Annotated in this window: 24 protein-coding genes and 1 pseudogene; 16 read left to right on the top strand and 9 right to left on the bottom strand. The window is 63.5% G+C overall.

Going from position 1 to position 25,723, the window contains the following annotated elements:
- Nucleotides 1–303: 303 nt before the first annotated feature.
- The gene (locus tag HWY30_RS15195) at nucleotides 304–549 is read right to left on the bottom strand and encodes a hypothetical protein (protein ID WP_090803648.1); all 246 of its coding nucleotides are present in this window, start codon (nucleotides 547–549) and stop codon (nucleotides 304–306) included.
- A gap of 244 nt (nucleotides 550–793) precedes the next feature.
- On the opposite strand from HWY30_RS15195, the gene HWY30_RS15190 reads away from it, so the two are divergent.
- Complete coding sequence (locus HWY30_RS15190; RefSeq protein WP_090803647.1) at nucleotides 794–2,671, top strand: glycoside hydrolase family 15 protein; 1,878 nt, start codon at nucleotides 794–796, stop codon at nucleotides 2,669–2,671.
- 179 nt (nucleotides 2,672–2,850) lie between these two features.
- Nucleotides 2,851–4,128 (top strand): polyhydroxyalkanoate depolymerase, encoded by a 1,278-nt coding sequence (locus HWY30_RS15185; protein ID WP_090803645.1) that lies wholly within the window; start codon nucleotides 2,851–2,853, stop codon nucleotides 4,126–4,128.
- A 123-nt stretch (nucleotides 4,129–4,251) separates the two neighbouring features.
- Here the strand turns inward: HWY30_RS15185 and HWY30_RS15180 are convergent, their stop codons facing one another.
- Nucleotides 4,252–4,884 carry a TetR/AcrR family transcriptional regulator gene (locus tag HWY30_RS15180; RefSeq protein ID WP_013088849.1) on the bottom strand — a complete coding sequence of 211 codons (633 nt, stop codon included), beginning with the start codon at nucleotides 4,882–4,884 and terminating at the stop codon, nucleotides 4,252–4,254.
- A 240-nt stretch (nucleotides 4,885–5,124) separates the two neighbouring features.
- Here HWY30_RS15180 and rsxB point away from each other — a divergent pair, with 240 nt between their 5' ends.
- From rsxB to HWY30_RS15165, 3 genes are all read left to right on the top strand, one after another.
- Nucleotides 5,125–6,021, top strand: coding sequence for an electron transport complex subunit RsxB (gene rsxB, locus HWY30_RS15175; RefSeq protein ID WP_090803644.1), 897 nt, complete (start codon nucleotides 5,125–5,127; stop codon nucleotides 6,019–6,021).
- Between the two features lie 43 nt (nucleotides 6,022–6,064).
- Nucleotides 6,065–6,709, top strand: a complete 645-nt coding sequence (gene nth, locus HWY30_RS15170; protein WP_090803642.1) for an endonuclease III — start codon at nucleotides 6,065–6,067, stop codon at nucleotides 6,707–6,709.
- Nucleotides 6,710–6,853: 144 nt separating this feature from the next.
- Nucleotides 6,854–7,288 (top strand): DUF1841 family protein, encoded by a 435-nt coding sequence (locus HWY30_RS15165; RefSeq protein WP_018419890.1) that lies wholly within the window; start codon nucleotides 6,854–6,856, stop codon nucleotides 7,286–7,288.
- 126 nt (nucleotides 7,289–7,414) lie between these two features.
- Here the strand turns inward: HWY30_RS15165 and HWY30_RS15160 are convergent, their stop codons facing one another.
- Nucleotides 7,415–7,795, bottom strand: coding sequence for a c-type cytochrome (locus HWY30_RS15160; protein ID WP_090803640.1), 381 nt, complete (start codon nucleotides 7,793–7,795; stop codon nucleotides 7,415–7,417).
- 46 nt (nucleotides 7,796–7,841) lie between these two features.
- Nucleotides 7,842–8,210 (bottom strand): c-type cytochrome, encoded by a 369-nt coding sequence (locus HWY30_RS15155; RefSeq protein ID WP_090803639.1) that lies wholly within the window; start codon nucleotides 8,208–8,210, stop codon nucleotides 7,842–7,844.
- A gap of 316 nt (nucleotides 8,211–8,526) precedes the next feature.
- Here HWY30_RS15155 and HWY30_RS15150 point away from each other — a divergent pair, with 316 nt between their 5' ends.
- From HWY30_RS15150 to HWY30_RS15130, 5 genes are all read left to right on the top strand, one after another.
- Complete coding sequence (locus HWY30_RS15150) at nucleotides 8,527–9,369, top strand: AAA family ATPase (protein WP_090803635.1); 843 nt, start codon at nucleotides 8,527–8,529, stop codon at nucleotides 9,367–9,369.
- Nucleotides 9,370–9,397: 28 nt separating this feature from the next.
- Nucleotides 9,398–10,573 (top strand): vWA domain-containing protein, encoded by a 1,176-nt coding sequence (locus HWY30_RS15145; RefSeq protein WP_090803634.1) that lies wholly within the window; start codon nucleotides 9,398–9,400, stop codon nucleotides 10,571–10,573.
- A 76-nt stretch (nucleotides 10,574–10,649) separates the two neighbouring features.
- Nucleotides 10,650–11,870, top strand: a complete 1,221-nt coding sequence (locus tag HWY30_RS15140; protein ID WP_090803632.1) for a benzoate/H(+) symporter BenE family transporter — start codon at nucleotides 10,650–10,652, stop codon at nucleotides 11,868–11,870.
- 214 nt (nucleotides 11,871–12,084) lie between these two features.
- A complete protein-coding gene (tal, locus tag HWY30_RS15135) occupies nucleotides 12,085–13,038 on the top strand; it encodes a transaldolase (protein ID WP_090805643.1) in 954 nt (317 codons plus the stop codon).
- A 254-nt stretch (nucleotides 13,039–13,292) separates the two neighbouring features.
- Complete coding sequence (locus HWY30_RS15130; protein WP_090805641.1) at nucleotides 13,293–13,712, top strand: VOC family protein; 420 nt, start codon at nucleotides 13,293–13,295, stop codon at nucleotides 13,710–13,712.
- 27 nt (nucleotides 13,713–13,739) lie between these two features.
- Here the strand turns inward: HWY30_RS15130 and HWY30_RS15125 are convergent, their stop codons facing one another.
- From HWY30_RS15125 to HWY30_RS15110, 4 genes are all read right to left on the bottom strand, one after another.
- Nucleotides 13,740–14,864 carry an FUSC family protein gene (locus HWY30_RS15125; RefSeq protein WP_176078895.1) on the bottom strand — a complete coding sequence of 375 codons (1,125 nt, stop codon included), beginning with the start codon at nucleotides 14,862–14,864 and terminating at the stop codon, nucleotides 13,740–13,742.
- A 128-nt stretch (nucleotides 14,865–14,992) separates the two neighbouring features.
- Nucleotides 14,993–16,543, bottom strand: a complete 1,551-nt coding sequence (gene mctP / locus HWY30_RS15120) for a monocarboxylate uptake permease MctP (protein ID WP_090803629.1) — start codon at nucleotides 16,541–16,543, stop codon at nucleotides 14,993–14,995.
- Nucleotides 16,540–16,782: a DUF3311 domain-containing protein gene (locus tag HWY30_RS15115; protein WP_090803628.1), complete on the bottom strand. Its 243-nt coding sequence runs from the start codon at nucleotides 16,780–16,782 to the stop codon at nucleotides 16,540–16,542. The genes mctP and HWY30_RS15115 overlap by 4 nt, the downstream gene beginning before the upstream one ends.
- Nucleotides 16,783–17,079: 297 nt before the next feature.
- Entirely contained in the window at nucleotides 17,080–18,015 is a 936-nt protein-coding gene (locus HWY30_RS15110) for a class I SAM-dependent methyltransferase (RefSeq protein WP_090803626.1), read from the bottom strand.
- A 422-nt stretch (nucleotides 18,016–18,437) separates the two neighbouring features.
- Here HWY30_RS15110 and HWY30_RS15105 point away from each other — a divergent pair, with 422 nt between their 5' ends.
- The 3 genes from HWY30_RS15105 to HWY30_RS15095 are packed head-to-tail and all read left to right on the top strand — an operon-like array spanning nucleotide 18,438 to nucleotide 21,248.
- Nucleotides 18,438–19,697 carry a cyclic nucleotide-binding domain-containing protein gene (locus HWY30_RS15105; RefSeq protein WP_090803624.1) on the top strand — a complete coding sequence of 420 codons (1,260 nt, stop codon included), beginning with the start codon at nucleotides 18,438–18,440 and terminating at the stop codon, nucleotides 19,695–19,697.
- A gap of 55 nt (nucleotides 19,698–19,752) precedes the next feature.
- A complete protein-coding gene (locus HWY30_RS15100; protein ID WP_090803623.1) occupies nucleotides 19,753–20,517 on the top strand; it encodes a flagellar motor protein in 765 nt (254 codons plus the stop codon).
- Between the two features lie 44 nt (nucleotides 20,518–20,561).
- On the top strand, nucleotides 20,562–21,248 hold the full coding sequence (locus tag HWY30_RS15095) for an OmpA family protein (protein ID WP_090803621.1): 687 nt from the start codon (nucleotides 20,562–20,564) through the stop codon (nucleotides 21,246–21,248).
- A gap of 95 nt (nucleotides 21,249–21,343) precedes the next feature.
- On the opposite strand, the gene HWY30_RS15090 is transcribed toward HWY30_RS15095, so the two are convergent.
- Nucleotides 21,344–23,584 (bottom strand): NADP-dependent isocitrate dehydrogenase, encoded by a 2,241-nt coding sequence (locus HWY30_RS15090; protein WP_090803620.1) that lies wholly within the window; start codon nucleotides 23,582–23,584, stop codon nucleotides 21,344–21,346.
- Between the two features lie 255 nt (nucleotides 23,585–23,839).
- On the opposite strand from HWY30_RS15090, the pseudogene HWY30_RS15085 reads away from it, so the two are divergent.
- The 3 genes and pseudogenes from HWY30_RS15085 to HWY30_RS15075 all read left to right on the top strand — a co-directional run.
- A pseudogene (locus tag HWY30_RS15085) lies at nucleotides 23,840–24,270 on the top strand (SIR2 family NAD-dependent protein deacylase); the annotation flags it as partial.
- Between the two features lie 105 nt (nucleotides 24,271–24,375).
- Nucleotides 24,376–25,209 carry an RNase A-like domain-containing protein gene (locus HWY30_RS15080; RefSeq protein WP_090805640.1) on the top strand — a complete coding sequence of 278 codons (834 nt, stop codon included), beginning with the start codon at nucleotides 24,376–24,378 and terminating at the stop codon, nucleotides 25,207–25,209.
- 9 nt (nucleotides 25,210–25,218) lie between these two features.
- Nucleotides 25,219–25,512: a contact-dependent growth inhibition system immunity protein gene (locus tag HWY30_RS15075; protein WP_090803618.1), complete on the top strand. Its 294-nt coding sequence runs from the start codon at nucleotides 25,219–25,221 to the stop codon at nucleotides 25,510–25,512.
- Nucleotides 25,513–25,723 lie beyond the last annotated feature (211 nt).

Below are 25,723 nucleotides of genomic sequence, written 5' to 3'. Positions count from 1 at the left end.
GACGCCGGGCGCGAGATTTGCGTCCGGTATCGAGGTGGTTTCGCACGAAGGGAAGGTTCGCTGGGCGCCAGCGCCACTCGCCAGTGTGAGAGCGCGGCAAATGTCACGCCGTGACATATGCGGGAAGCGGGTATCGCGCGCAAGATTGACGCGCGCGATACCCGCGCCACGCGAACGATCGACCTGACGCGACGCGGCGTGAAGATACGGATAGGAAATGGGAAGGCGCGGTACGAAGGGATGCGGCGAATGGCCGGCGCGGATACGCCACGAACCTGCGCTACGAACGCTCGGCCCTACCGCTCAACCGTTCGCCAGCTGTTCGAGCCGCAGGCGCCCCTGCAACGACAGCGCGCCGACCGCATAATGATCGGCATCCTGCTGATAGCGCCGGAAGCAGGCCCGCTCGACCAGGAAGGAGGCGGCAGCCAGCATGCCGTTGCGGCTCAGGCCGAGCCGGCCATGATCGAGTGGCAACATGGAGTCGCCGGCAAGCTGGCTGGCGGCCGAGAGAATTGTGATGCAATCGGATTTCGAAGGGTTCAGCATGGCTTTCGTCCTCGGAAACGGCGTCTGCAACCGCCATGAGCAAGGCCGATTCGCAGTCCGGCAGGTCGCCGAACATCGGCATGAAATTTAATTGTATGCATGGATTTGACAATTTTCCAACCCGCGTTTTGCCGCACTGTGCGGTGAACCAAACACTGCCGATCGTGGTCCGGTAATAACGCCCACTCGAAGCGCGGCTGCTGTGGCCGTCCGTAATAACGACTCGTTTTCCGACACGCTTTCCATGCCTGCACACATCGAAGACTACGCACTCATCGGCGACGGCCATACCGCCGCGCTCATCTCCCGCGAGGGTTCCGTCGACTGGCTCTGCTGGCCGCGCTTCGACTCGGGCGCCTGCTTCGCCGCGCTGCTCGGCTCGCCCGACAACGGCCGTTGGCTGATCGCCCCCGCCACCGAGGGCGAGCACGGCGCGCCGACCATCACGCGGCGCTATCGCGGCGAAACGCTGATCCTCGAAACCGACTTCGAAACGCCCGAGGGCGCCGTCACGCTGATCGATTTCATGCCGCCCGGCAACGGCTGGTCGGAGCTGATCCGCATCGTCGTCGGCAAGCGCGGCACCGTGCGCATGAAGATGGAACTCGTGCTGCGCTTCGACTACGGCTTCTCGATTCCATGGGTCGACAAGCTCAAGCACGACAGCGGCATCAAGGCGATCGTCGGCCCCGACAACGCGGTGCTGCGCACGCCGGTCGAACTGCACGGCGAAGACATGAAGACCGTCGCGGAATTCACGGTAACCGAGGGCGAGCGCGTGCCGTTCTCGCTCGCGTACGCGGCGTCGCATCTGCGCATTCCGCCCGCGCGCGATCCGCACACGTCGCTCGCGCGCACCGAGAACCACTGGCTCGAATGGGCGGCGCGCGGCACCGTCGAAGGACGCTGGGCCGGGCCGATCCGCCGCTCGCTGATCACGCTGCGCGCGCTCGCCTACGAGCCGACCGGCGGCATCGTCGCGGCGCCGACCACGTCGCTGCCCGAGCGGCTCGGCGGCACGCGCAACTGGGACTACCGCTACTGCTGGCTGCGCGACGCGACCATCACGCTGCTCGCGATGATGCGCGGCGGCTACTACGACGAAGCGCGCGCCTGGCGCAGCTGGCTCGGCCGCGTGATGGCGGGCGCGCCGGACCAGTTGCAGATCATGTACGGCATCGGCGGCGAGCGGCGCCTGCCCGAATCCGAAATCGACTGGCTGCCCGGCTACGAGGGCGCGAAACCGGTGCGCATCGGCAACAATGCGGTCGGGCAGCGTCAGCTCGACGTCTACGGCGAGGTGATGAACGCGCTGCATCTGGCGCGCGTCGGCGGCCTGCAGGCGGACGTCACCGCGTGGAGCGTGCAGCGCGCGCTGCTCGAGCACCTGAGCACGATCTGGCGCGAACCCGACGAAGGCATCTGGGAGACGCGCGGCGGCCCCGAGCATTTCACGTTCTCGAAGGTGATGGCGTGGGTCGCGTTCGACCGCGCGATCCGCTCGGCCGAAATGTTCAAGCTCGACGGCCCCCTCGACGAATGGCGCGCGACGCGTGACACGATCCACGCCGAGGTCTGCGAGAAGGCGTGGAATCCGCAGCTCAACGCGTTCTCGCAGTACTACGGCAGCGATCAGCTCGACGCGAGCGTGCTGCTGATGCCGCTGGTCGCCTTCCTGCCGCCGCAGGATCCGCGCATCAAGGGCACGGTCGAGGCGATCGAGCGGGACCTGATGCACGGCGGCTTCGTGCTGCGCTACCGCACCACGGAATACGACGACGGCTTGCCACCGGGGGAAGGCACCTTTCTTGCGTGTTCGTTCTGGATGGTGGATAACCTTGCGCTGCAGGGACGCGTGCAGGAAGCAACCGAGATGTACGAGCGGCTGCTCGCGCTGTGCAACGACGTCGGCCTGCTGTCCGAGGAGTACGACCCGGTCGATAAACGTCTCGTCGGCAATTTTCCGCAGGCGTTCTCCCACGTTGCGCTCGTGAACACCGGACTGAACCTGATGAAGCACGAGCAGGAGATGGCGCAGGCGACCGGCCATCCGGCGCGCGCGATGGAGCTTGAGGTTCAGGCAAGCCCTGATAGCGGCGGAGCAGCATCGCCATTAGCATGACGCAGTGACAATTTGCGTACACTGAATGCGAATATTGTTGCATTGCACAAATTTACCTTATTCGATATTATCGATCTGACTGTCGGCCGACAATAATGTGCCTACAACCACAATGGCCCGCCGCAACGCCTCACGCGTGTTTGCGAAGCCCCATGCGAACCGCTTAAAACGGAGCAAACATGCTCTATCAATTTCATGAATTCCAGCGGGCGATGTTGAGCCCCCTCACCGCCTGGGCTCAGGCCGCATCGAAATCATTTGCGAATCCGGCCAGTCCGCTAGCGTATGTTCCGGGCGCCACGCGCCTTTCCGCCGGCTACGAACTGCTTTACCGGCTCGGCAAGGACTACGAAAAGCCCGAGTTCAATATTCACCAGATTGTCAAAGACGGCCATAACATTCCGATCGTCGAGCAGACGTTCATCGAAAAGCCGTTCTGCCGTCTGATGCGCTTCAAGCGCTTCGCGGACGACAGCGAAGCTGTCAGCCAATTGAAAGACGAACCGGTCGTGCTCGTCTGCGCACCGTTGTCAGGACACCACGCCACACTGCTACGCGATACCGTGCGCACGTTGCTGCAAGACCACAAGGTCTACATCACCGACTGGCTCGACGCGCGCATGGTGCCGCTAGAAGCCGGCTGGTTCGGTCTGAACGACTACATCGCGTATATCCAGGAATTCATTCGCCATATCGGCGCGAAGAATCTGCACGTGATCTCGGTGTGCCAGCCGACCGTGCCGGTGCTCGCCGCCATTTCGCTGATGGCGAGCCGCGGCGAGGACACGCCGCGCACGATGACCATGATGGGTGGCCCGATCGACGCACGAAAGAGCCCGACCTCGGTCAATTCGCTGGCCACGCAGCACTCGTACGAGTGGTTCGAGAACAACGTGATCTTCACGGTGCCGCCGAACTATCCCGGCGCGGGCCGCAAGGTCTATCCCGGCTTCCTGCAGCACACCGGTTTCGTCGCGATGAATCCGGAGCGTCACGCGGCGTCGCACTGGGATTTCTACCAGAGCCTGCTGCGCGGCGACGAGGACGACGCCGAAGCGCACCGCCGCTTCTACGACGAGTACAACGCGGTGCTCGACATGGATGCCGATTATTACCTCGACACGATCCGCGTCGTGTTCCAGGAGTTCCGTCTTGCCGAGGGCACGTGGGTCGTCAACGGCGAACCGGTGCGGCCGCAGGACATCACGACGACCGCGCTGTTTACGATCGAAGGTGAACTCGACGACATTTCCGGCGACGGCCAGACTTACGCGGCGCACGACTTGTGCAGCGGCATTCCGGCGAAGAACAAGCGTCACTTCACTGCGGAGAAATGCGGCCACTACGGCATTTTCTCGGGCCGCCGCTGGCGCACGATCATTTACCCGCAATTGCGCGACTTCATTCTCGAGCACAACAAGGCAGCAAAAACGGCGAAAGAAAAAGTCGAAGCCTGAGCATCAAACTTGCACTGGCATATAAAAAGCCAACGGTCCCGTTCGAGGCCGTTGGCTTTTTTATCGCGCTTTGTTCGTGATACTGATTTTTTGCCACGGCCATGATCACCGCGGCACTGCCCGTTACTTTCTCAACAAATACGCGAGCAGCAGTTCGGTATTCATCTGAATCACCTCGCTGCGTTCGGCGGCGCTGCTGAAATCGCGGCCGAGCGTCGCCTCGAGCGTGAAACGGTTCGACACGATGTAGTAGCCCATGCCCGAGAGCGTCACGTAAAAGCGCAGCGGGTCGATGTTCGTGCGAAACAGTCCCGCGCGCTGCCCACGTTCGAGAATGCCGCCGAGCGTGGCGACGATCGGCGAGATCATTTCGCGTATGCGCGTGGACTTCTGCATATAGCGTGCTTCATGCAGATTCTCGTTGTTGATGAGCCTCAACAACTCGGGATGATCGCGGTAGTAGTCCCACACGAAATGCGCGAGGCGCGTAACCGCCTCGACCGGCGCGATTCCGTTGAGTTCGAGCGTGCGTTCCGCTTCGTTGAGCGCGCTGAACGCGTGCTCGAGTACCGCGGTGAATAGCTGCTCCTTGCTACCGAAGTAGTAATAGAGCATTCGTTCATTGGTTTCCGCGCGGCGAGCGATCTGATCGACCCGCGCGCCGAACAGCCCTCCATTTGCAAACTCTTCCGCCGCCGCGAGCAAGATGCGGCGCCTCGTGCCTTCAGGATCTCTTTTGATTTTCGGCTGATTCATGGTGGCATCGTCTTCGTGAGCCGCGTTCTCCGGATTGCGCCGCCGGCCTCTCCTCGAGCCTTTTTGTGGCGGCGTTTAGCGGGCGCGTCATGGTTGGGAAACACACCCTTTTCTGCGGTCTTTCGAATGAAGCGCTTCGATTATGGCACATGGATTGCGAATGGCAATCCGGGAAATCGGCGATAATGTGCTATTTAGTTCAGGTCGTGCGATCGCACGGCAAACCCCCGCGCCGCAACCGTGACAGACGTCAAAACACTCGCGGATCGCATCGAAGATCTGCTGCCCCAAACGCAATGCACGAAGTGCGGTTATCCCGCATGCCGTCCGTATGCCGAAGCCGTCGCCAATGGCGAGGCGAACTATAACCAGTGCCCGCCCGGCGGCGCCGAGGGCATCGCGCGCCTCGCCGCGCTGCTCGGCAAACCGGTGATTCCGCTCAATTCGGCCAATGGCGTCGAACGTCCGCGTCCGTTGGCGGTTATCGACGAACAGGTGTGCATCGGCTGCACGCTGTGCATGCAGGCGTGTCCGGTCGACGCGATAGTTGGCGCACCGAAACAGATGCACTCCGTGGTCGCCGAGCTATGCACCGGCTGCGACCTGTGCGTGCCGCCCTGCCCGGTCGACTGCATCACGATGCTCCCCGTGACCGGCGAGGCCACCGGCTGGGATGCATGGAGCCAAAGCCACGCGGACGCGGCGCGGGCGCGTCATAACCGCCACGAGACCCGTCTCGCGCGCGAGCGCGACGCCGCCGAAGCGCGCGCTGCGGCGCGGCGAGCCGCAAGCGCGCCGCCGGCTGCGCCGGACGCGGTTGCGGCAAACGCCGCGACAGTGCCGTCCGAGGCTCCCGCCGCCCCGATTGCGGACGACGCGGAAGCGAAGAAACGCGCGATCATCCAGGCCGCGCTCGAACGCGCGCGCAAGAAGAAGGAAGACTTGGCCGCGAAAGGCGAGGGACCGCTGAACACCGAGAACGTCAGCGCCGACGTGCAGGCACAGATCGACGCCGCCGAAGCGCGCCGCCGCCGTCTCGGTCTTGCCAGCGGTGGCGACACGCCCGGCTCGGAGCAGCAGTCCGACGAGTCAAATGAGTCCAATCCACCGTCCAACTCACCGCCAACCGCGCGCTGACCACGCCGACGCAACCAGGCCCACTCACACGGACCCGCTCCGCATGAACGCGAACAAACGCCGCGCGATCTACGAAACGCTTCAGAGCCTCAATCCGCATCCGACCACCGAGCTCGAGTACACGACGCCGTTCGAACTGCTGATCGCGGTGCTGTTGTCGGCGCAGGCGACCGACGTGTCGGTCAACAAGGCGATGCGCAGGATGTTTCCGGTCGCGAACACGCCGCAGAAGGTGTTCGACCTCGGCGAGGAAGGTGTCGCGAGCTATATCAGGACGATCGGTCTGTATCGCACGAAGGCGAAGAACGTAATCGCGACCTGCCGCATTCTGCTCGACCAGTATGGCGGCGAGGTGCCGGAGGATCGCGAGGCACTCGAAGGGCTGCCCGGTGTCGGCCGCAAAACGGCCAACGTGATCCTGAACACCGCATTCGGCCATCCGACCATCGCGGTCGACACGCACATTTTCCGCGTCGCCAACCGCACCGGCCTCGCGCCCGGCAAGGACGTGCGCGCGGTCGAAGCGGCACTCGAAAAATTCACGCCCGCCGAATTCAGGCAGGATGCGCACCACTGGCTGATCCTGCATGGACGCTACGTGTGCAAGGCGCGCCGCCCCGAATGCTGGCATTGCGCGATCGAGCCGCTGTGCGAGTTCCGGCCGAAGACCCCGCCACCCGATCTATAAGGCCGGCCCAGCTCGAAACCCGAGGCCGTGCAGCGCGCCTGCAGCCCACGCGGCCGCCGCGTAAAATAGTGCCTTACGCGCAGCGCGCACTGCGGACCCGCACCGTCGCGCTCCGCGTCTCCACTCCCACGCACCGGTTCCACGATGTTCAATCCCAGCCGCGACGAAGTTCGCCTCTTTTTCACCGACACCTGGCGCAAACAACGCCAGGGCGAGATTTTGACGCCGCTCGAGGCGATCGCCGCCGACTGGATCGTCGAGCATCCCGAATATCACGCCGATCTCGCCGATGGTCCCGCCGCCCAGGCGCAGGACTATTCGCCGGAGCGCGGCCAGACCAATCCGTTCCTGCACCTGTCGATGCACCTGGCGATCTCCGAGCAGTTGTCGATCGATCAGCCGCCCGGCATTCGAGCCGCGCATGAGCGGCTCGCCGCGCGCCTCGGCTCGACGCACGAGGCGCAGCACGCGATCATGGACTGCCTCGGCGAAACCATCTGGGAAGCGCAGCGCACCGGCACGCCGCCGGACACGGACGCGTATCTGCAGCGCATCGAACGGCGCGCGACGCGCGACTGAGGCGACTGGAAACGCCGGCGCGGCACGACGCCAGCACGCCGAGGTACGACGCCCTCAAAGCAAAACACCCCGCCAAGGCGGGGTGTTTTGCTTTTGAAGCTTCGGCGCGAAACCGGCGCCTGACGCTTACTTTTTCTGCACGAGGTCGCCTTTTAGCGATTCGACGTAAGCGGCGATGTCCTTCATGTCACTTAGCGACAGGCTCTGCACCTGTGCCTGCATGATCGCGTTGTTGCGGCCGAGGTGTGGATTGGCAGTACCCATCTGGTACTGACGCAGCGCCCAGAAGACATAGTCGGCGTACTGACCGGCCAGCTTCGGATACTCCGGGCTCACCGGCTTGTTCAGGTTGGGACCGTGGCAGGCCGCGCAGTTGTGGCTGGCGGCGAGCACCTTACCGTTGCCGGCGTCGGCAGCGTGTGCTGCGTTCGCTGCGGCCAGACCGATGACCGCCGCCGCGCCGACCGCCTTGAATACCGTGTGGAGTGCCTGTTGGGGCTTGATCATGAAATCTCCTATCCCGCGAATTGGATGTGCTGGTGACCGACGCCGATCACTTGTCGGGATTGTTTTTCGAAGCGGCAGTTTGCGCTGCGTAGTACGCGGCGACATCGGCAATGTCCTGATCCGACAGCGTCACCGCGATCGCATGCATCGTGGCGAAATGGCGGTCGCCCTTCTTGTAGGCGCGCAGCGCGTTTTCGAGGTACGCCTGATTCTGGCCACCAAGCTTCGGCACGCGGAAAACCTCTGGATAAGCCGTGCGGTATTCGGGGATGCCGTGGCAGCCGCTACACATCGCGACCTTGTCCTGGCCCGCCTTGGCATTGCCTACGACATCCGCTGCCTGCGCATTGGCCGCATACCCCGCGAGCACCGACAGCGCTGCGATCACGACGTGTTTGCCGACGAATTTATTCATAGATGTAACCTGGCTTGAGGGGAAACGGGTGCCCACAAAGGCAGCGGTCCGCGCCGTTCTTCTTGTAGGGTAGCCACGCAGGCCAAAAAAATCGGGCTCATTGTACCGCGCCGCCGCGCCGAACGTCCACCAGACACGGGGGCCGCGCAACGCCCGCCGGGACGGGCGCCACGCCATGACCGCAGCGGCTTCGCAACGACGCCACAGCGGCACCGCCGCCGCGTCACTGCGCGGCTGACACCATACGTGAGCCGGTTTCAGGCCAACAGGCCTTCTGACTTATACTGGGTTTTTTCCCGCACAAGAGCATCTCGTCATGCGTTTCGAAGGCTCATCGCAGTACGTCGCCACCGACGACCTCAAGCTCGCGGTCAACGCCGCGATGACGCTCAAGCGCCCGCTGTTGATCAAGGGCGAACCCGGCACCGGCAAGACCATGCTCGCCGAGGAAGTCGCCGCCGCGCTCGGCATGCCGCTCTTGCAATGGCACATCAAGTCGACCACCAAGGCACAGCAGGGGCTGTACGAATACGACGCGGTGTCGCGTCTGCGCGATTCGCAGCTCGGCGACGAGCGCGTGAAGGACATCCGCAACTACATCGTCAAGGGCGTGCTGTGGCAGGCGTTCGAATCGGACGAGCAGAGCGTGCTGCTGATCGACGAGATCGACAAGGCCGACATCGAATTCCCGAACGACCTGCTGCGCGAACTCGACCGCATGGAGTTCTACGTGTACGAGACGCGCGAGCTGGTGCGCGCCAGACATCGCCCGCTCGTGATCATTACGTCGAACAACGAGAAGGAGTTGCCCGACGCGTTCCTGCGCCGCTGCTTCTTCCACTACATCAGGTTTCCGGATGCGACGACGATGCAGCAGATCGTCGACGTGCATTACCCCGGCATCAAGAAGGATCTGCTCGCCGCGGCGCTGCAGAGCTTCTTCGAGCTGCGCAACGTCGCGGGGCTGAAGAAGAAGCCGTCCACCTCCGAACTGCTCGACTGGCTCAAGCTGCTGCTCGCCGAAGACATTCCGCCCGAAGCACTGCGCTCGGCCGATCAGAAGCAGATCGTGCCGCCCCTGCACGGCGCGCTGCTGAAGAACGAACAGGACGTGAGCCTGTTCGAGCGGCTGCTGTTCATGAACCGCAACAACCGTTGAGCGGGCGCCGCGCCGCAGGACATCCAGCATGCTGATCGACTTTTTCTACTCGCTGCGCGCCGCCCGCCTGCCGGTCTCGGTGAAGGAATACCTGACGCTGCTCGAAGCGCTGAAGGCCAACGTGATCGCGCCGTCGCTCGACGAGTTCTACTACCTCTCGCGCATCACGCTCGTGAAGGACGAGCAGTACTTCGACAAGTTCGACCAGGCGTTCGGCGCCTTTTTCAACGGTGTCGCGGCGACCTCGGAGCTCGCGTTCGAGATTCCGCCCGACTGGCTGAAGAAGAAGCTGCAACGCGATCTATCGCCCGAGGAAAAGGCGCAGATCGAGGCGATGGGCGGCATCGACAAGCTGATGGAGCGCCTGAAGGAACTGTTCGACGAGCAGAAAGAGCGCCACGAGGGCGGCAACAAGTGGATCGGGACGGGCGGCACGTCGCCGTTCGGTCACGGCGGCTATAACCCCGAAGGCGTGCGCATCGGCGGCGACGCGGCCGGCAATCGCACGGCCGTCAAGGTATGGGAAGCGCGCGCGTATCGCGACTACGACGACCAGGTCGAAATCGGCACGCGCAACATCAAGGTCGCGCTGCGACGGTTGCGCCGGTTCGCCCGCGAAGGCGCCGCGGAAGAACTCGACCTGCCCGACACGATCCGCAGCACCGCCGCGAACGCCGGCTGGCTCGATCTGAAGATGGTGCCCGAGCGGCACAACAGCGTGAAGGTGCTGATGCTGCTCGACGTCGGCGGCTCGATGGACGATCACGTGAAGCGCACCGAGGAGCTGTTCTCCGCCGCGAAGGCCGAGTTCAAGCACCTCGAGTTCTACTACTTCCACAACTGCGTGTACGACTTCCTGTGGAAGCACAACCGCCGCCGCCACGCCGAGCGCACACCGACGTGGGACGTGCTGCACAAGTTCACGCCCGACTACAAGCTGATCTTCGTCGGCGACGCGACGATGAGCCCGTACGAAGTGTTGCAGCCCGGCGGCTCGGTCGAGTACAACAACGCCGAGGCCGGCGCGGTGTGGTTGCGCCGGCTCGCCGATCACTTCCCGCACTTCGCGTGGCTGAACCCGGAGCCGGAAGCGCTGTGGCCGTACCGGCAGTCGGTCAGCGCGATCCGCGAAGTGCTGGGCCACCGCATGTATCCGCTGACGCTCGCGGGCCTCGAGACGGCCATGCGGGTGCTGAGCAAGTAACGCCCGCCCAAGTAACGCCCGCCATTCCAGAATCCACGTCCCGACGCTTCAACTTCCACAACAAGAAAGCCTTCGCATGAGTTCGTCCCCCTCGCCCCAGCTGTCCCCCGCCGCCACGTTGCCCAGGCGCTTCAATCCGCTCGCCGATACGTCGCTGTCGACGATCGTCGCGGGCTTCGTCGCGGCGATGACCGGTTACACGAGCTCGCTCGTGCTGATGTTTCAGGCGGGCCAGGCCGCGCATCTGAGCGACGCGCAGATTTCGTCGTGGATCTGGGCGCTGTCGATCGGCATGGGCCTGTGCACGATCGGCCTGTCGCTGCGCTTTCGTGCGCCGATCGTGATCGCGTGGTCGACGCCGGGCGCGGCGCTGCTGGTGTCGTCGCTGCCGCATGTCGAGTATGCGCAGGCGATCGGCGCATTCATCTTCTGCGCGGCGCTGCTGACGCTGGTCGGCGTCACCGGCTGGTTCGACGCGCTGATGAAGCGGATTCCGTCCGGCCTTGCGGCAGCGCTGCTCGCGGGCATCCTGTTCGAGATCGGCATCGAGATTTTCCGTGCCGCGCAGTACCAGACCGCGCTCGTGCTGACGATGTTCTTTACCTACCTGATCGTCAAACGGTTCGTGCCGCGTTATGCGATTCCGACCACGCTCGTGGCAGGCACCGCAGCCGCCGGCGGCCTCGGGCTGCTCGACTTCAGCCACTTTCACGTCGCGCTCGCGCACCCGGTGCTGACGATCCCGTCGTTTTCGGTGGCGGCTTGCGTGAGCATCGGCATTCCGCTGTTCGTGGTCGCGATGGCCTCGCAGAACGTGCCGGGCATCGCGGTGCTGCGCGCCGACGGCTATACCACCCCGTCCGCGCCGCTGATCGCGACGACCGGCGTCGCGTCGCTGCTACTCGCGCCGTTCGGTTCTCACGGCATCAATCTTGCCGCGATCACGGCGGCGATCTGCACCGGCCCCGAAGCGCACGAAAACTCCGCCAGGCGCTACACAGCGGCCGTATGGGGCGGCATTTTCTATCTGCTCGCGGGCGTGTTCGGCGCGACGATCGCCGCGCTGTTCGCGGCGTTCCCGAAGGAGTTGGTCGTGTCGGTCGCGGCCCTCGCGCTGTTCGGCTCGATCATGAGCGGGCTCGCCAACGCGATGCAGGATACGAGGCAGCGCGAGGCGGCGCTCGTCACGTTCATGGTGACCGCCTCGGGACTCACGCTGCTGTCGATCGGCTCGGCGTTCTGGGGGCTCGTCGCGGGCGTGGTGACGCAAGTCGTGCTGAACGCGCGCCGCGTGTGAACGGATCGCCACGCCCGGCTGTCCATACGCGGTATTCATACCGTCCTCGGCGATCCGCCATAGAATAGATGTATCCGGCAGCGTTTCCCAAGCCATCGTGGGACGCGCTGCGGCTTGACCCGCGGCCGCCGGCGCCGGCTGATTCCTCCTGCCGGCGCGGCGGCGTCCTCATTTCTCCTGAACCATGGCGCACACGCGCCCTGAAGGCCCGAACATGACAACCGCACTCGACCAACTCAAGCAATACACCACCGTGGTGGCCGACACCGGCGACTTCCAGCAGCTCGCGCAGTACAAGCCGCGCGATGCGACCACCAATCCGTCGCTGATTCTGAAGGCCGTGCAGAAAGACGACTACCGGCCGCTGCTCGAAAAGACCGTGAAGGCGCATGCGTCGAAGCCGCCCGGCGCGATCATCGACCAGTTGCTGATCGCCTTCGGCACCGAAATCCTGAAGATCATCCCGGGGCGGGTGTCGACCGAAGTCGACGCGCGCCTGTCGTTCGACGTCGAAGGCTCGATCGCGAAAGGCCGCGAGCTGATCGCGCTGTACAAGGAACACGGCATCGAGCGCGATCGCGTGCTGATCAAGCTCGCGTCGACGTGGGAAGGCGTGCGCGCGGCCGAGGTGCTGCAGAAGGAAGGCATCCACTGCAACATGACGCTGCTGTTCTCGCTCGTGCAGGCCGCCGCCGCCGCGGAAGCTGGCGCGCAGCTGATCTCGCCGTTCGTCGGCCGCATCTACGACTGGTACAAGAAGAACGCCGGCAGCGCGTGGGACGAAGCGAAAGACGGCGGCGCCAACGATCCGGGCGTCAAGTCGGTGCGCCACATCTACGCGTACTACAAGAAGTTCGGCTACAAGACCGAGGTGATGGGCGCGAGCTTTCGCACGACCTCGCAGATTCTGGAACTGGCCGGCTGCGATCTGTTGACGATCAGCCCCGACCTGCTGCAGAAACTGCACGAGAGCACCGACAAGGTCGAACGCAAGCTGTCGCCGGAGACATCGCACGACGCGGACATCGAGCGCGTGCCGGTCGACGAGAAGTCGTTCCGCTTCCTCCTCAACGACGAAGCGATGGCGACCGAGAAGCTCTCCGAAGGCATCCGCACGTTCGCCGCGGACGCGGTGAAGCTGGAAAAGCTGATCGACACGATGCGCTGAGGCGCCGGAGGCGGCGGGCGTGGCTGGCTGAGTGGCGCTCACGCTCGCCGCGCGGCTCCGCGCGAGTCCCATCCATGACAGGCGGCGCTGGACCTCACGGTTCAGCGCCGCTTCTCGTTTACGCTGCATCGCCACCGGCGACATAGCATCACAATCGACGCGCCGCCACCGACTACAATCGACTCCACGCCCCTCCCCACCGCCGCTGGCGAGGAACGACGGCGCCCGCCCAACGCCTGACCATGGAGACGATCATGTACGTTCAGCCCTATGTGTTCTTCAACGGCCGTTGCCAGGAAGCGCTCGATTACTACACCGACAAGCTCGGCGCCCAGGTGACCTTCAAGATGCTGTTCAAGGAAGCGCCGCCGGACGCGCACAATCCGCCACGCCCCGAACTCGCCGACAAGATCATGCACGCGAGCGTGCAGCTGGGCTCGAGCACGTGGATGGCTTCCGACGGCAACTGCGATCCGGCGGCCGGCCCGTTCAATGGCTTCAGTCTGTCGCTGACCGTCGATGACGGCGCGTCGGCGGAAAAATGCTTCAACGCGCTCGCCGATGGCGGCCAGGTCGTGATGCCGTTCCAGCAAACGTTCTGGAGCAAGGGCTTCGGAATGGTGGTGGACCGCTTCGGCATGATGTGGATGGTCACACTGCCGCCGCAGGTTTGAGGCTTAGGGGCAGGCCAGCGCTAGCACCTACCTACCACGCGTCGCCCGCTCGTGCCGCTCGATGTTCCAGTTCGGCTCGGTCTCCAGCAATAGCGCGCGCAACCGGTCTACCTGCTCCGCGAGCCGCTGACCGAGCCAGTACGGCCCTTGCCAGTCGGGCGGCAACGCGGTGGCCACGTCGCCGTGCCCCTTCCCGAGCGGCGCCGCGGCCGGAATGCCAAAGCGCGACGGACGGCCGAAACGCAGCCCGCGCGCGGTGGACAACAGGATCGCCCGCACGGCGCGCACCTCGGCGCCGCAATGCGCTGCGTAGGCGGTGCGCGCGGCGGCATCGGCGTTCATCAGCGGCCCCGTGGCAAGCAGTTCCAGCGAGCTGAGCACCGAGCGATGCAGCCGCTGGATCTCCTCGAGCCTCGACTGCGGCACGTCGATTTCCTTCGCGACCGACGGCATCAGCGAGCGCAGTTGCACGAGCCGCTTGTTGATCCGCAGGAAGCGCTTGATCTGCTCCTCCTCGGTGATCGTTTCGCCGTCGAGCAGCCGCGCGTAGATGCCCGCGCATTCGCGCAGATTGGCGGCGAGGCCGTAGCGCCACGAATACGTCGCGTGCAGCGGAAACGCGAACGAAAACGCCAGCGCGATGACGATACCGATCAGCACGTTCAGCGTGCGCCACAGGCCGACGTCGATCAGATTGTCGCCGTGGCCCGCGACGATGCACATCGTGATGGCGGTCAGGAGCCCGATATAGCCGGACGAGCCAATCGCGAACCACGCGCAGATCGACGCGATGATCGCCTCCAGCACATAGGTGAGCGGCAGCGAACCGATGAAGTGCTGTTGCACGATCAGCAGGAGCCCGATCGATGCGCCGAGCAGCGTACCGGCCGCGCGTTCGGCCGCTTTCTTGCGGATATTGCCGTGATGCTGCAAGCCGCCGATCACGACCAGCAGCGTTACCGACGACCAGATGCCGTGCGGAATATCGATGCCGGTCGTCGCGAGAATCGACACCAGCATCGCGAGGCCGACGCGCAGGCTATGCAGCACCTTGGCGTGCCGGTAGCGGTAGTACGGCGACGTGACCGCGCGCACCATCCGGCTGAGCGCCGCGCGGCGGGAAATCAAAGTGGGAGTATCGGCAGCAGCCATGGCGGCGCGCGGCGAACGCGTGAAAGGACGGTTCCGCTATCCTGCCCTGGAGTGCCCCGCAAACACAAACGCCCGCCAACTTCCGTCGGCGGGCGTTGCGTGTTTCAGAACGTGATTTGCAGCTGGAATCAGCCTTCGACGATGTCCAGGTAGTCCTCCGGATGCGTACGGTCCTCGGCGCGCTGCATGCCCACCGCGCGCACGATCAGGCTCACGACGACCGACACCACGAGGTTCACGACCAGCGACCACACCGCCGCATAGCCCGGAATCGCCATGCCGAACAGATGGATCGTGAAGATCGAGCTCGCGAGGTTCAACGAAATCGCCATCCACGTGCCGGTCGCGATACCTGCCGCCCAGCCGAGCAACAGACCCCGGTAGTCGAGCACGCGCGTGTAGAGACCCAGCACGATCGCCGGCAGCGTCTGGATGATCCAGATCCCGCCGAGCAGTTGCAACTGGATCGCGTACGTGAGCGGCAGACCGAGAATGAACGCCACCGCGCCGACCTTGACGATCAGCGACACCAGCTTCGCGACGTTGGTCTCCTGCTCGTGCGTCATGTTGCGGTTGACGAACTCCTTGTGCACGTTGCGCGTGTACAGATTCGCCGCCGCGATCGACATGATCGCCGCCGGCACCAGCGCGCCGATACCGATCGCCGCGAACGCGACGCCGACGAACCACGACGGGAAGAAGTGCAGGAACAGCGCCGGCACCGCGAAGTTCGGGCCGAAGGCCTTGAAGTACGGCGCGAACTCCGGCATGTCCTTCACGCCTGCCGCGAGCGCCATGAAGCCGAGCAGCGCGAGCAGGCCGAGCACCAGCGAATACGCCGGCAGCAACGCCATGTTGCGGCGGATCGTGTTGCCCGACTTCGACGACAGCACCGCGGTGATCGAGTGCGGATACAGGAACAGCGCGAGCGCCGAACCCACCGCGAGCGTCGCGTACGCGCTATAGCCGTTCAGGCTCGACACGTCCGGCGACTTCAGCAGCAGCTTGGCCGGCGGGACCGCGCCGAAGATATGGCCGAAGCCGCCCAGCTGCGGCGGAATCACGATGATCGCGGCGAAGATCGTCACGTAGATCAGGATGTCCTTGACGACCGCGATCATGGCCGGCGCGCGCAGGCCCGACGTGTACGTGTAGGCCGCGAGGATCGCGAATGCGATGATCAGCGGCAGATCGCCGACGAAGCCGGTCGTGTCGAAACCGAGCGCGCCGATCACCACTTCGATACCGACCAGTTGCAGCGCGATGTACGGCATCGTCGCGACGATGCCGGTCACCGCGACCGCGAGCGCGAGCATGCGGCTGCCGTAGCGGGCCGACACGAAGTCCGCCGAGGTCACGTAGCCGTGCCGCTTCGCGACGCTCCACAGCTTCGGGAACACGACGAACGCGAACGGATAGATCAGGATCGTGTACGGCAGCGCGAAGAAGCCCGTTGCGCCCGCACCGAACACGAGCGCCGGCACCGCGATGAACGTGTAGGCGGTGTACAGGTCGCCGCCGAGCAGGAACCACGTGACGATCGTGCCGAAGCGCCGCCCGCCCAGACCCCACTCTTCGATATGCGCGAGATCGCCGCGCCGCCAGTGGGCCGCGACGAAGCCGAGAATCGTGACGCCGATGAAAAACAGAACGAAGACGAAAGTTGCAATGGGGTTCATCGTTGCGCGCCCCCGTTCGTGCGACCCGTATAGCGGGACCTGGTCTTCGAATAGACGAACGCGGTGATGACCGCGCTGATCAGCACCCACAGCAGCTGATACCAGTAGAAGAACGGGAAATCGAACAGCTGCGGCTCGATCCGGTTGTAGGACGGCACCCAGATCATCGCGATCCACGGTAGCAGCAATAGCCAGAGCCAGTGCTTGCTGGCTTTCTTCACGTCGGGGTCGTGAGCCATGACGTCTCCTGTTTCCTATTTAGAATTTATCTGCCCGCGGTCGACGGGAGGTGGGACTCTGCGGGTGGTCGTCCCGCGGTCAGCCACGGGCTCCCCGAAAGCTTCGAAAGAGTATAGGAGTGGCGAACTCCCGGTCAAGCAGGGACGACCCGAGGCGCGTCGGCGTCCAACAACGCGACGAAGCGCCAACGATGCAGTCTGGATGACGTTGCGGCGTAGACGTGAAAAAAATACCGGAAGCAAAGCGGCCGTGCCGACCGCTACGCCGGTACGGCCGCTTCATTCTCCGTGCGCTGATCAGATCGCAAACGATGCGCCCGTCTGCCCCGTCGATTCGCGCAGGCCCTTGATCCATTTGCGCGCCGGCAAGCCGAGCTCGGCTTCGATCAGCTTCGCGCGCGCCTCTAGCGCGGTGAACGGCACGTCGAGCGCGGGGCCCGAGAACGCGATCGCGATACGGTTGCCGTCGTGCACTTCGGGCAGCGCGACGACGCGACCGTCGAAGGCTTCGTTCAGACGCTTCATGTTGCGCACGAAGCTCGGATGATCGCCGAACAGATTCACCGTGACGATGCCCGCGTCGGTCAGACACGCACGTGCCGCACGGTAAAAGCCGACGCTGTCGAGTACTGGGCCGCGCGCGGTCGCGTCGTAGACGTCGATCTGCAGCGCGCCGATGGTGCCGTGGTTCGCGCTCTCGTTGACGAAGTCCCACGCGTCGCTTTCATGCACGCTCAGACGCGCGTCGTCGGGCGGCAGTTCGAACATCGTGCGCGCGGCCACGACGACCGCCGGATTCAGTTCGACGGCCTCGACCTTCGCGCTCTTCAGGAAGCGGTGCGCGAACTTGGTCAGCGACGCGGCGCCGAGCCCGAGCTGCACGATGCGCTTCGGCGTTTCGAGGAATAGCAGCCAGGCCATCATCTGCTGCGCGTATTCGAGTTCGATGTGATCGGGCTTGCGCAGACGCATCGCGCCTTGCACCCATTCCGTGCCGAAATGCAGGTAGCGCACGCCGCCCTCTTCGGAGAACGTCACCGGTGCGAAGCGCGGCTTGCGCGGCGCTTCGATTTGCGGCGCATCGTGTGCGTCGTGCTCGACGGTGCCGCTCGCGTTGCGCGTGGATTTGGGCGCCTTTTTGTGGGCCATTTGCTGTTTACCGCCGATGGCTTGGGCGTCGCGGTTACGGAAAGCGCGCGCCTCGGCCGAAGCGCGCTTGATCAGATTCGTCATGTAGGGATGTCGCGCGACAGGCGCAATATTTTTGGTCGAACGAGAGCATAGCATTCGCTGCGGTTCGCTCATTCAAATCAACCGCTCACAAACTGCTTTCAACGAACTCACAACACGCCCACGACGAAGCCGACTTTAGTTCGGCATCCTCGAAGAACCAAAAATTTTTGCGGCCGCTGGGTCGCGACCAACCTACGCCATTACGCCACGCGCAAACGATTCACGTGGCGCTTTATCGCCGTTTTCCGTCACCAGCCGCAGCTTGCAGCGCATTTCCTGCTGGTGCGGCCCTCTCCCGCCGGTTAAAGAGTCCCCTGCCCAATGTCGTAAACGGGCGTACGAGGAATGGCTGTCGACCCGTGCGATGCAACGCATCGCGTCGCACGGCCGCGACTACAAATCAGCGCTGCAGGGGAATTACTTTGAATCGTCAACAGTCCTGGACGCGCACAGCAGCGCCCGGCGAGATCATCTATTCCGAGGGCTACTCGGGTGAGGCCGTGGTCTTTCTGATCACGGAGGGCAAGGTCGAACTTTCTACTCGCTGCGACGACAAGAAGGTCGTCGTCGCGACGCTGGGCCGTGGCGAATTCTTCGGCGAGGCCGCGTTGCTCGCTGCCGAGCCACGCAGCAACACGGCGAAGGCGCTGACCTTCTGTCAACTGACCGTCGTGCCGGCCGGCATGCTCGACGACGAGATCGAGCGCGTGTCGCCGTTGCTGCGTCATATCACGCGCACGCTGATTCGTCGCGTCAAGCGCAAGGACGATCTGCTTGCGACCTACACCCACGCCGACTTTCTGCCGGGCGTACTCTCGTACGCGCACGTGCTGACGCTGATGTCGAACGGCGAACGGCGCGATGGGAACGACAGCTGGGGACGCCGGCCGCTGCAATCGCACGCCGAGGAGATCTCGGTGCCGCTCGTCGAAGTGATCAAGAAGTGTCGCGCGATTGCCGGCCATTCGCGTCCGCACGTGATGGCGATGCTCAAGCGGATGGAGAAGCTCAACCTCGTTACGATCGAGGCCGCGCAGCCCGGACAGCCGACTAATGCGTCGACCGAATACTCGGCGTATGACGGCGCGGCCGCGCGCCAGGTCGTCACGTTCGACGCCGCGCGCATCGTCGATCGCGCGCAGCAGGTCGCGGACGGCGACCTCGATATCGCGGTGAACAGCGAGCTCGAACTGATCGAGCTGACCGATCTGGAAGCGTTGATCGGTGTCGACAAGACGCTGATTCTGAACAAGCTGTCGCACGGCGAAATCGCCGACGAAGTGTTCGCGTTCCGCAAATCGAAGGTACTAACCTATGTCGAGCAGCAAGGCGTCGCCTATTTCTCGCGACGCAATACGCACCAGAGCGGCGCACTGAATTCGCTCGACGATCTCGCCTTCGTCGACCAGCGCACGCTGTTCGAAGCCGTCAGCGGCTTCGATACGTACGATCTCGCGAAGCTGCTCGTCGCCGTCGACGGGCAGCCAGTGGCCGAGCGCCTGCTGGCGGTGATGACCGAAGTGCGTCGCAACGAAGTGTCGTGGGTGATGCGGCGCGATATCAAGATCGATGCGATCGAAGTCGGCGACATCGAGCAACGGCTGCTCGACGCGGTGAAGACACTGAAGGCACCGGCGGCGCCGCGCGCGGCGCTGCAGGACGCCGCGCGCCAAGCGGTTTGACGGCGCGCCGTCGCTCATGCGCGCAGCGTGAGCGCGGCGCCGAGCGAGGAAAAGCATGGATCTGTTGACGTTGTTTGGTGTGCTGTTCGGTGGAGCGGCAATCGTTTTTGGCTTCGCGCTCGAAGGCGGGCATTTTCTGACGCTGTTCCAGTACGAGGCGTTCGTCATCGTGCTCGGCGGCACGTTCGGCGCGGTGATGATTCAGAACACGTGGGCGCGCTTCTTCGATGCGCTGAAGCTGCTCGGTCTCGCGTTCACGCGCGCGCGACGGGTCGACCAGAACAGCCTCTCCGAGCTCCTCGAATGGGGTGACCAGGCGAAGCTCAACGGTCTGCTCGCGTTCGAATCGATGGACCTCAGCGGCATTCATCCGTTCGCCAGACGCGGGCTCGAACTGCTCGCGAACGGCGTGTCGACCGCCGTGCTCGAAGATGCGCTGCAGCGCGAACTCGATGCGTACGCGCGCAACCACATGGCGGCGGCGCGCGTGTGGCAACAGGCGGGCGGCTACGCGCCGACGTTCGGTATCCTCGGCTCGGTGCTCGGGCTGATCCAGGTCACCAATCACATTCTCGACCCGGCGCAACTCGGCTCGGGGATCGCGACGGCGTTCGTCGCGACGCTGTATGGTCTCGCGCTCGCGAATCTGGTGTTTCTGCCGCTGTACGGCAAGCTGCAGGCGCAGGTCGACAGCGAGGTGCGGTTTCGCCGCCTCTATCTCGACGGGCTGCTCGCGATTTCACGCAAGGAGTCGCCGCATACGATCGCAACGCGCCTGACGGGCGAGGTGCGCGGGCGCGCGGCGGAGTCGCTGGCCTGAGCCTGCCATCGAGCGCGTTCTCATTGGAAACGGATCAATCACCTATGCAAACGACGGCTGGTGGCAAGGGCGCGCCAGGCGGCGCGGACGATCGCGCCGAACAGGGCGGCGAAGGCACCGAGGGCGGCCGCTGGCTGATCTCGTACGCGGACCTCATCACGACGATGATGGTGCTGTTCCTCGCGCTATATGTATTGCAGTTGGCGAAATCGAAGCAACTCGAACTCAGGTATCAGACGCTCGAAACGAAAACGTCGCAGCAGAGCGCGCCCGCGCCAGCAGGCGGCACGCAACAGGAGGCGCGCAAGCAGTTGAGCGCATGGCTCGATGCGCTGCGCGAGAAAGGGCTGATCACGGTGACCGACGTGCCGCACGGCGTCGAAATCGGCGTCAACGCGAAGATCCTGTTCAACGCCGGCGATGCGCGGCTGCTGCCCGATTCGTTCGATGTACTCAATCAGATCGCGCAGGGACTGCAACAGGATGCGACGGGGAATGTGCTCGTCGAGGGGCATACCGACAGTGTGCCGATTTCGACCGCGAAGTATGCGTCCAACTGGGAGCTGTCGTCGGCTCGCGCGGGCGCCGTGGTCAGGTATCTGGTCGAGCGCGGGATCGAGCCGCATCGGCTGGCCGCGATCGGACGGGCGGACAATTTTCCGCTGGTCGCCGGCAATGACGCGGCGGCAAGAGCGGCCAACCGGCGGGTCGCGATCGTCGTGCAGTATTGAACGCGTTCGCCGGTGGCATTGGCCGCCCTTCCCTGCTACGAGCCGCCCGCCGGCGGTTCGTCTTCACATCACATCACCTCACTTCACGCATCACGTCATTCGACGCGTACCGCCCCAAGCGCCTCGTTCAGCGTACGGCTCGGCCGCATCACCTCTTCGAGCTTGTTGAAGTCCGGCTTGTAATAGCCGCCGATGTCCGCCGGCGCGCCCTGCACCGACGCGAGCTCCGCCACGATCACCTGCTCGTTGGCGGTCAGCTGCGTCGCGAGCGGCGCGAACTGCGCGGCGAGCGCGGCGTCGTCCGTTTGCGCGGCCAGCTCCTGCGCCCAGTACATCGCCAGATAGAACTGGCTGCCGCGATTGTCGAGCTCGCCCGTCTTCGGGCTCGGGCTGCGATTGTTGTCGAGCAGCTTGCCGGTTGCGGTGTCGAGCGTCTTCGCGAGGATCTTCGCCCGGTTGTTGCCGGTCTTGATGCCCAGTTCTTCGAGCGACGCCGCGAGCGCGAGGAACTCGCCGAGCGAGTCCCAACGCAGATGGTTCTCTTCGACGAGCTGCTTCACATGCTTCGGCGCCGAACCACCCGCGCCGGTCTCGTACATGCCGCCGCCCGCCATCAACGGCACGATCGACAGCATCTTCGCGCTCGTGCCCAGCTCCATGATCGGGAACAGGTCGGTCAGATAATCGCGCAGGATGTTGCCGGTGACCGAGATAGTATCGAGCCCGCGCACGACGCGCTCGAGCGTGTAACGCATCGCGCGCACCTGCGACATGATCTGAATGTCGAGGCCGGTGGTGTCGTAATCCTTCAGGTAGGCCTCGACCTTCCTGATCAGCTCCGCTTCGTGCGGGCGATACGGGTCGAGCCAGAACACCGCGGGCATGCCGGAATTGCGCACGCGCGTGACCGCGAGCTTGACCCAATCGCGGATCGCCGCGTCCTTCACCTCGCACATGCGCCAGATGTCGCCCTGCTCGACGTTCTGCGTGAGCAGCACCTCGCCGCTGGCTAGATCGACGATGCGCGCCTCGCCGTCTTCCGGCACTTCGAAGGTCTTGTCGTGCGAGCCGTATTCTTCCGCCTTCTGCGCCATCAGGCCGACGTTCGGCACGGTGCCCATCGTGACCGGATCGAACGCGCCGTTGGTCTTGCAGAAGTTGATGATCTCCTGGTAGATGCGCGCGAACGTGCTCTCCGGGATCACCGCCTTGGTGTCTTTCGGACGACCGTCGGCGCCCCACATCTTGCCGCCGAGGCGAATCATCGCCGGCATCGACGCATCGACGATCACGTCGTTCGGCGCGTGCAGGTTCGAGATGCCCTTCGCCGAATCGACCATCGCCAGTTCCGGACGATGTTCGTGGCACGCGTGCAGGTCGCGGATCACCTCTTCGCGCTGCGATTCCGGCAGCGTCTCGAGCTTCTCGTACAGATTGACGAGGCCGTTGTTGACGTTCACGCCAAGTTCCTCGAACAGCTTGCCGTGCTTCGCGAACGCGTCCTTGTAGAACACCTTCACCGCGTGGCCGAAGACGATCGGGTGCGAGATCTTCATCATCGTCGCCTTCACGTGCAGCGACAGCATCATGCCGGTCTTGCGCGCATCTTCCATCTGGTCTTCATAGAACGCTAGCAGCGCCTTCCTGCTCATGAACATGCTGTCGATGATCTCGCCGTCCTGCAGCGCGACCTTCGGCTTCAGCACGATCGTCTTGCCGTTCTTCGTGACGAGTTCCATCTTCACGTCGCGCGCGCGATCGAGCGTCATCGATTTTTCGCCGTGATAGAAGTCGCCGTGCCGCATGTGCGCGACGTGCGTGCGCGACGCCATGCTCCATTCGGCCATGCTGTGCGGATGCTTGCGGGCGTAGTTCTTCACCGCGGCCGGCGCGCGACGGTCCGAGTTGCCCTCGCGCAGCACCGGGTTCACCGCGCTGCCGAGACACTTCGAGTAGCGCTGACGGATCGCCTTCTGTTCGTCGGTCTTCGGATCTTCCGGATAGTCGGGCACCTTGTAGCCCTTCGCCTGCAGTTCCCTGATCACGCTCGTCAGTTGCGGCACCGATGCGCTGATGTTGGGCAGCTTGATGATGTTGGTGTCGGGTAACGAGGTCAGGCGACCGAGTTCCGCGAGGTTGTCGGGCACCCGCTGCGCTTCGGTCAGAAACTCGGGAAACTCACCGAGGATGCGGCCCGCGACCGAGATGTCGCTGGTCTCGACCTCGATGCCGGCCGGCCTGGTGAAGGTCCGGATGATCGGCAGGAACGCGGCCGTCGCAAGCAGCGGCGCCTCGTCGGTGAGGGTGTAGATGATGGTCGGTTGCTGGGTCGTCATTGCTAGGCTCTGGGCGGGCGGTTGAGAGGCATCTCGCACGTGATACGGGCAGGATGCGCAAACGTCGATCAGGAAAACGACAACGCTAGGACACAAACGCTGTGCGTGGCGGATGGCGACGCGGGGCCCTGGAACGCCAAAGCGGAACGATTAAGCGAACACGGCGGACTGCGTCGCGCAGCGGGTCGCACGGTTGGATTCTGCCTCATTTTTGGGCTGCCAGGAGAATTCGGAATGTGAACAACGGGAGCACGCATGGACACGGCAAAGCAAGTGACGATCGCGGCTGACTGGATACGCGAAGCCGACGGCATTCTGATCACGGCGGGCGCAGGCATGGGCGTCGATTCCGGACTACCCGACTTCGCGGCGATCACGGATTCTGGGCGGCTTATCCGGCGTTGAAGACCGGCGGAATCAATTTCCATGACATTGCCAATGGAACAGCCTTCCTGCGTGATCCGGTCCGCGCATGGGGTTTCTACGGCCATCGGCTCAACCTGTACCGGCGCACCGTCCCGCACGCGGGTTCCGAGATCTTGCGCCGCTGGGCATCGGCGAAAAGAAGCGGCGAGTTCGTATTCACCAGCAATGTGGATGGCCAGTTCCAGAAGGCCGGTTTCGCCGACGATCGCCTGTTCGAATGTCACGGATCGATCCATTTCCTGCAATGCGGACAGTCCTGCAGTACGCCTGGATACATCAGAACCCGAATTTTCATCCGTCGCCCATTCCTCTCCCTGTTGTCGCCTGCTAGCGTGGCAGTCCCGACAGCTACGGAGAGGTTCGGAATGTCGTATCAACAGGATGCGGACGGCGTGCGCGTGGTGCTCAGCGCGCCGCAACTGGCGGCGGTACTGGCAAGGCAGTCAATCACCCAGACCGAAACGCTTTCCAACCGGCTATGGGGCGGGTTGCAAATCGTCGGTGGCGTGCTGGAAATGGTCGGCGCAAGTGCGTTGTGTGTGATCCCGGAACCGACCATGCTCACCAAGGCAGGGTGTGTCGTGTTCGGCGTACATGGTTCTGATACGGCGACGGCTGGTTTGCGTCAGGTCTGGACGGGCCAGGACACGGCCACATTGACCCAGCAGGGCACGACGAAGCTGGCCGAGGCAATGAAGGCAAGTCCTGACATGGCCAACAATATCGGCCTGTCACTTGACATGGTCGTGCCGTTCAGCTTTGCCGGGTCAATCAAGGCGGTGCGGGCTGCGCGTATCACGATGGGCGAGATCAACCTGAACATGCATGAAGCGAAGACGCTTCGCGGGGTTGGCGGGCATACACTTTTGAAGCATGTGGGAAAGGATGAGGCCTGGTTGCGACAAAGACTGAAAGATGAGCCACGGATAAAAGCGGCGACATCATTTAAAGACCAGAAGACTGCCGAGAAAGCCATTTCGGAAGTGATGATGGGCGAAACTTCCCGCATCAGATCTTGGTCCCAGTCTACGACGAGTGCTCCGTTGCGTTTAACAAGGCACATATCTGGGGACGTGGGTTACGGGGTTGTCAGGAAGACAGGACAATTTGCGAAAGGAAACAAGGTTTTGGTGGTACTTAAGCGGGAGATATACAATGGAATGCCCTATTACGTCCTGACGGCATTCATCGACTTATGAGACGCAGTTATGAATGAAAATCCGCTGTACCCCGAACTAAACCAGCTCTTTGGTGTGTACCTTAACGAGGATTTTTCGTACTGGGGTAACACCATCAAAGTGATCGTAGGTTGCTACAGAAGAGATAGTTCACAAGAGAGTTTAAAGAACATACTTGCTGAAATTGGAAACTTCGAGAGAGAGAACTTTAGCAATCTGGACGATGCATTCGAAGAGGCGTATGGCTCCCAGTTCGGCCCGGAGTTGTGGGGTTACACCACTGCTTCCTTCCTTGACGAATTGAAGCGGCTACTGAGTGAGTAGGCAATTGCTCGGGACAGACTATAAAGAAGGCCCGCCATTGTCGCGGGCATTTTCACGCACGCGCCCCTCAACACGCAGACAGGGAGTGAAGGCCATAGCGTTATACACATCTCGCTGCGGCAGCCGCCCGCGCCAGCAAGCCGTTTACATTCAATGACTTGAAAGCCGTGCTTGTAAACTTTGGCCGGATCGCGTCTACTCTCGTAATTTG

It is taken from the genome of Paraburkholderia tuberum STM678, from assembly GCF_902833905.1.
In the GTDB taxonomy this organism is placed as follows: Bacteria; Pseudomonadota; Gammaproteobacteria; order Burkholderiales; family Burkholderiaceae; genus Paraburkholderia; species Paraburkholderia tuberum.
The sequence above is the reverse complement of the archived record's forward strand: the minus strand, read 5'-3'. Positions and strand labels throughout refer to the sequence as shown.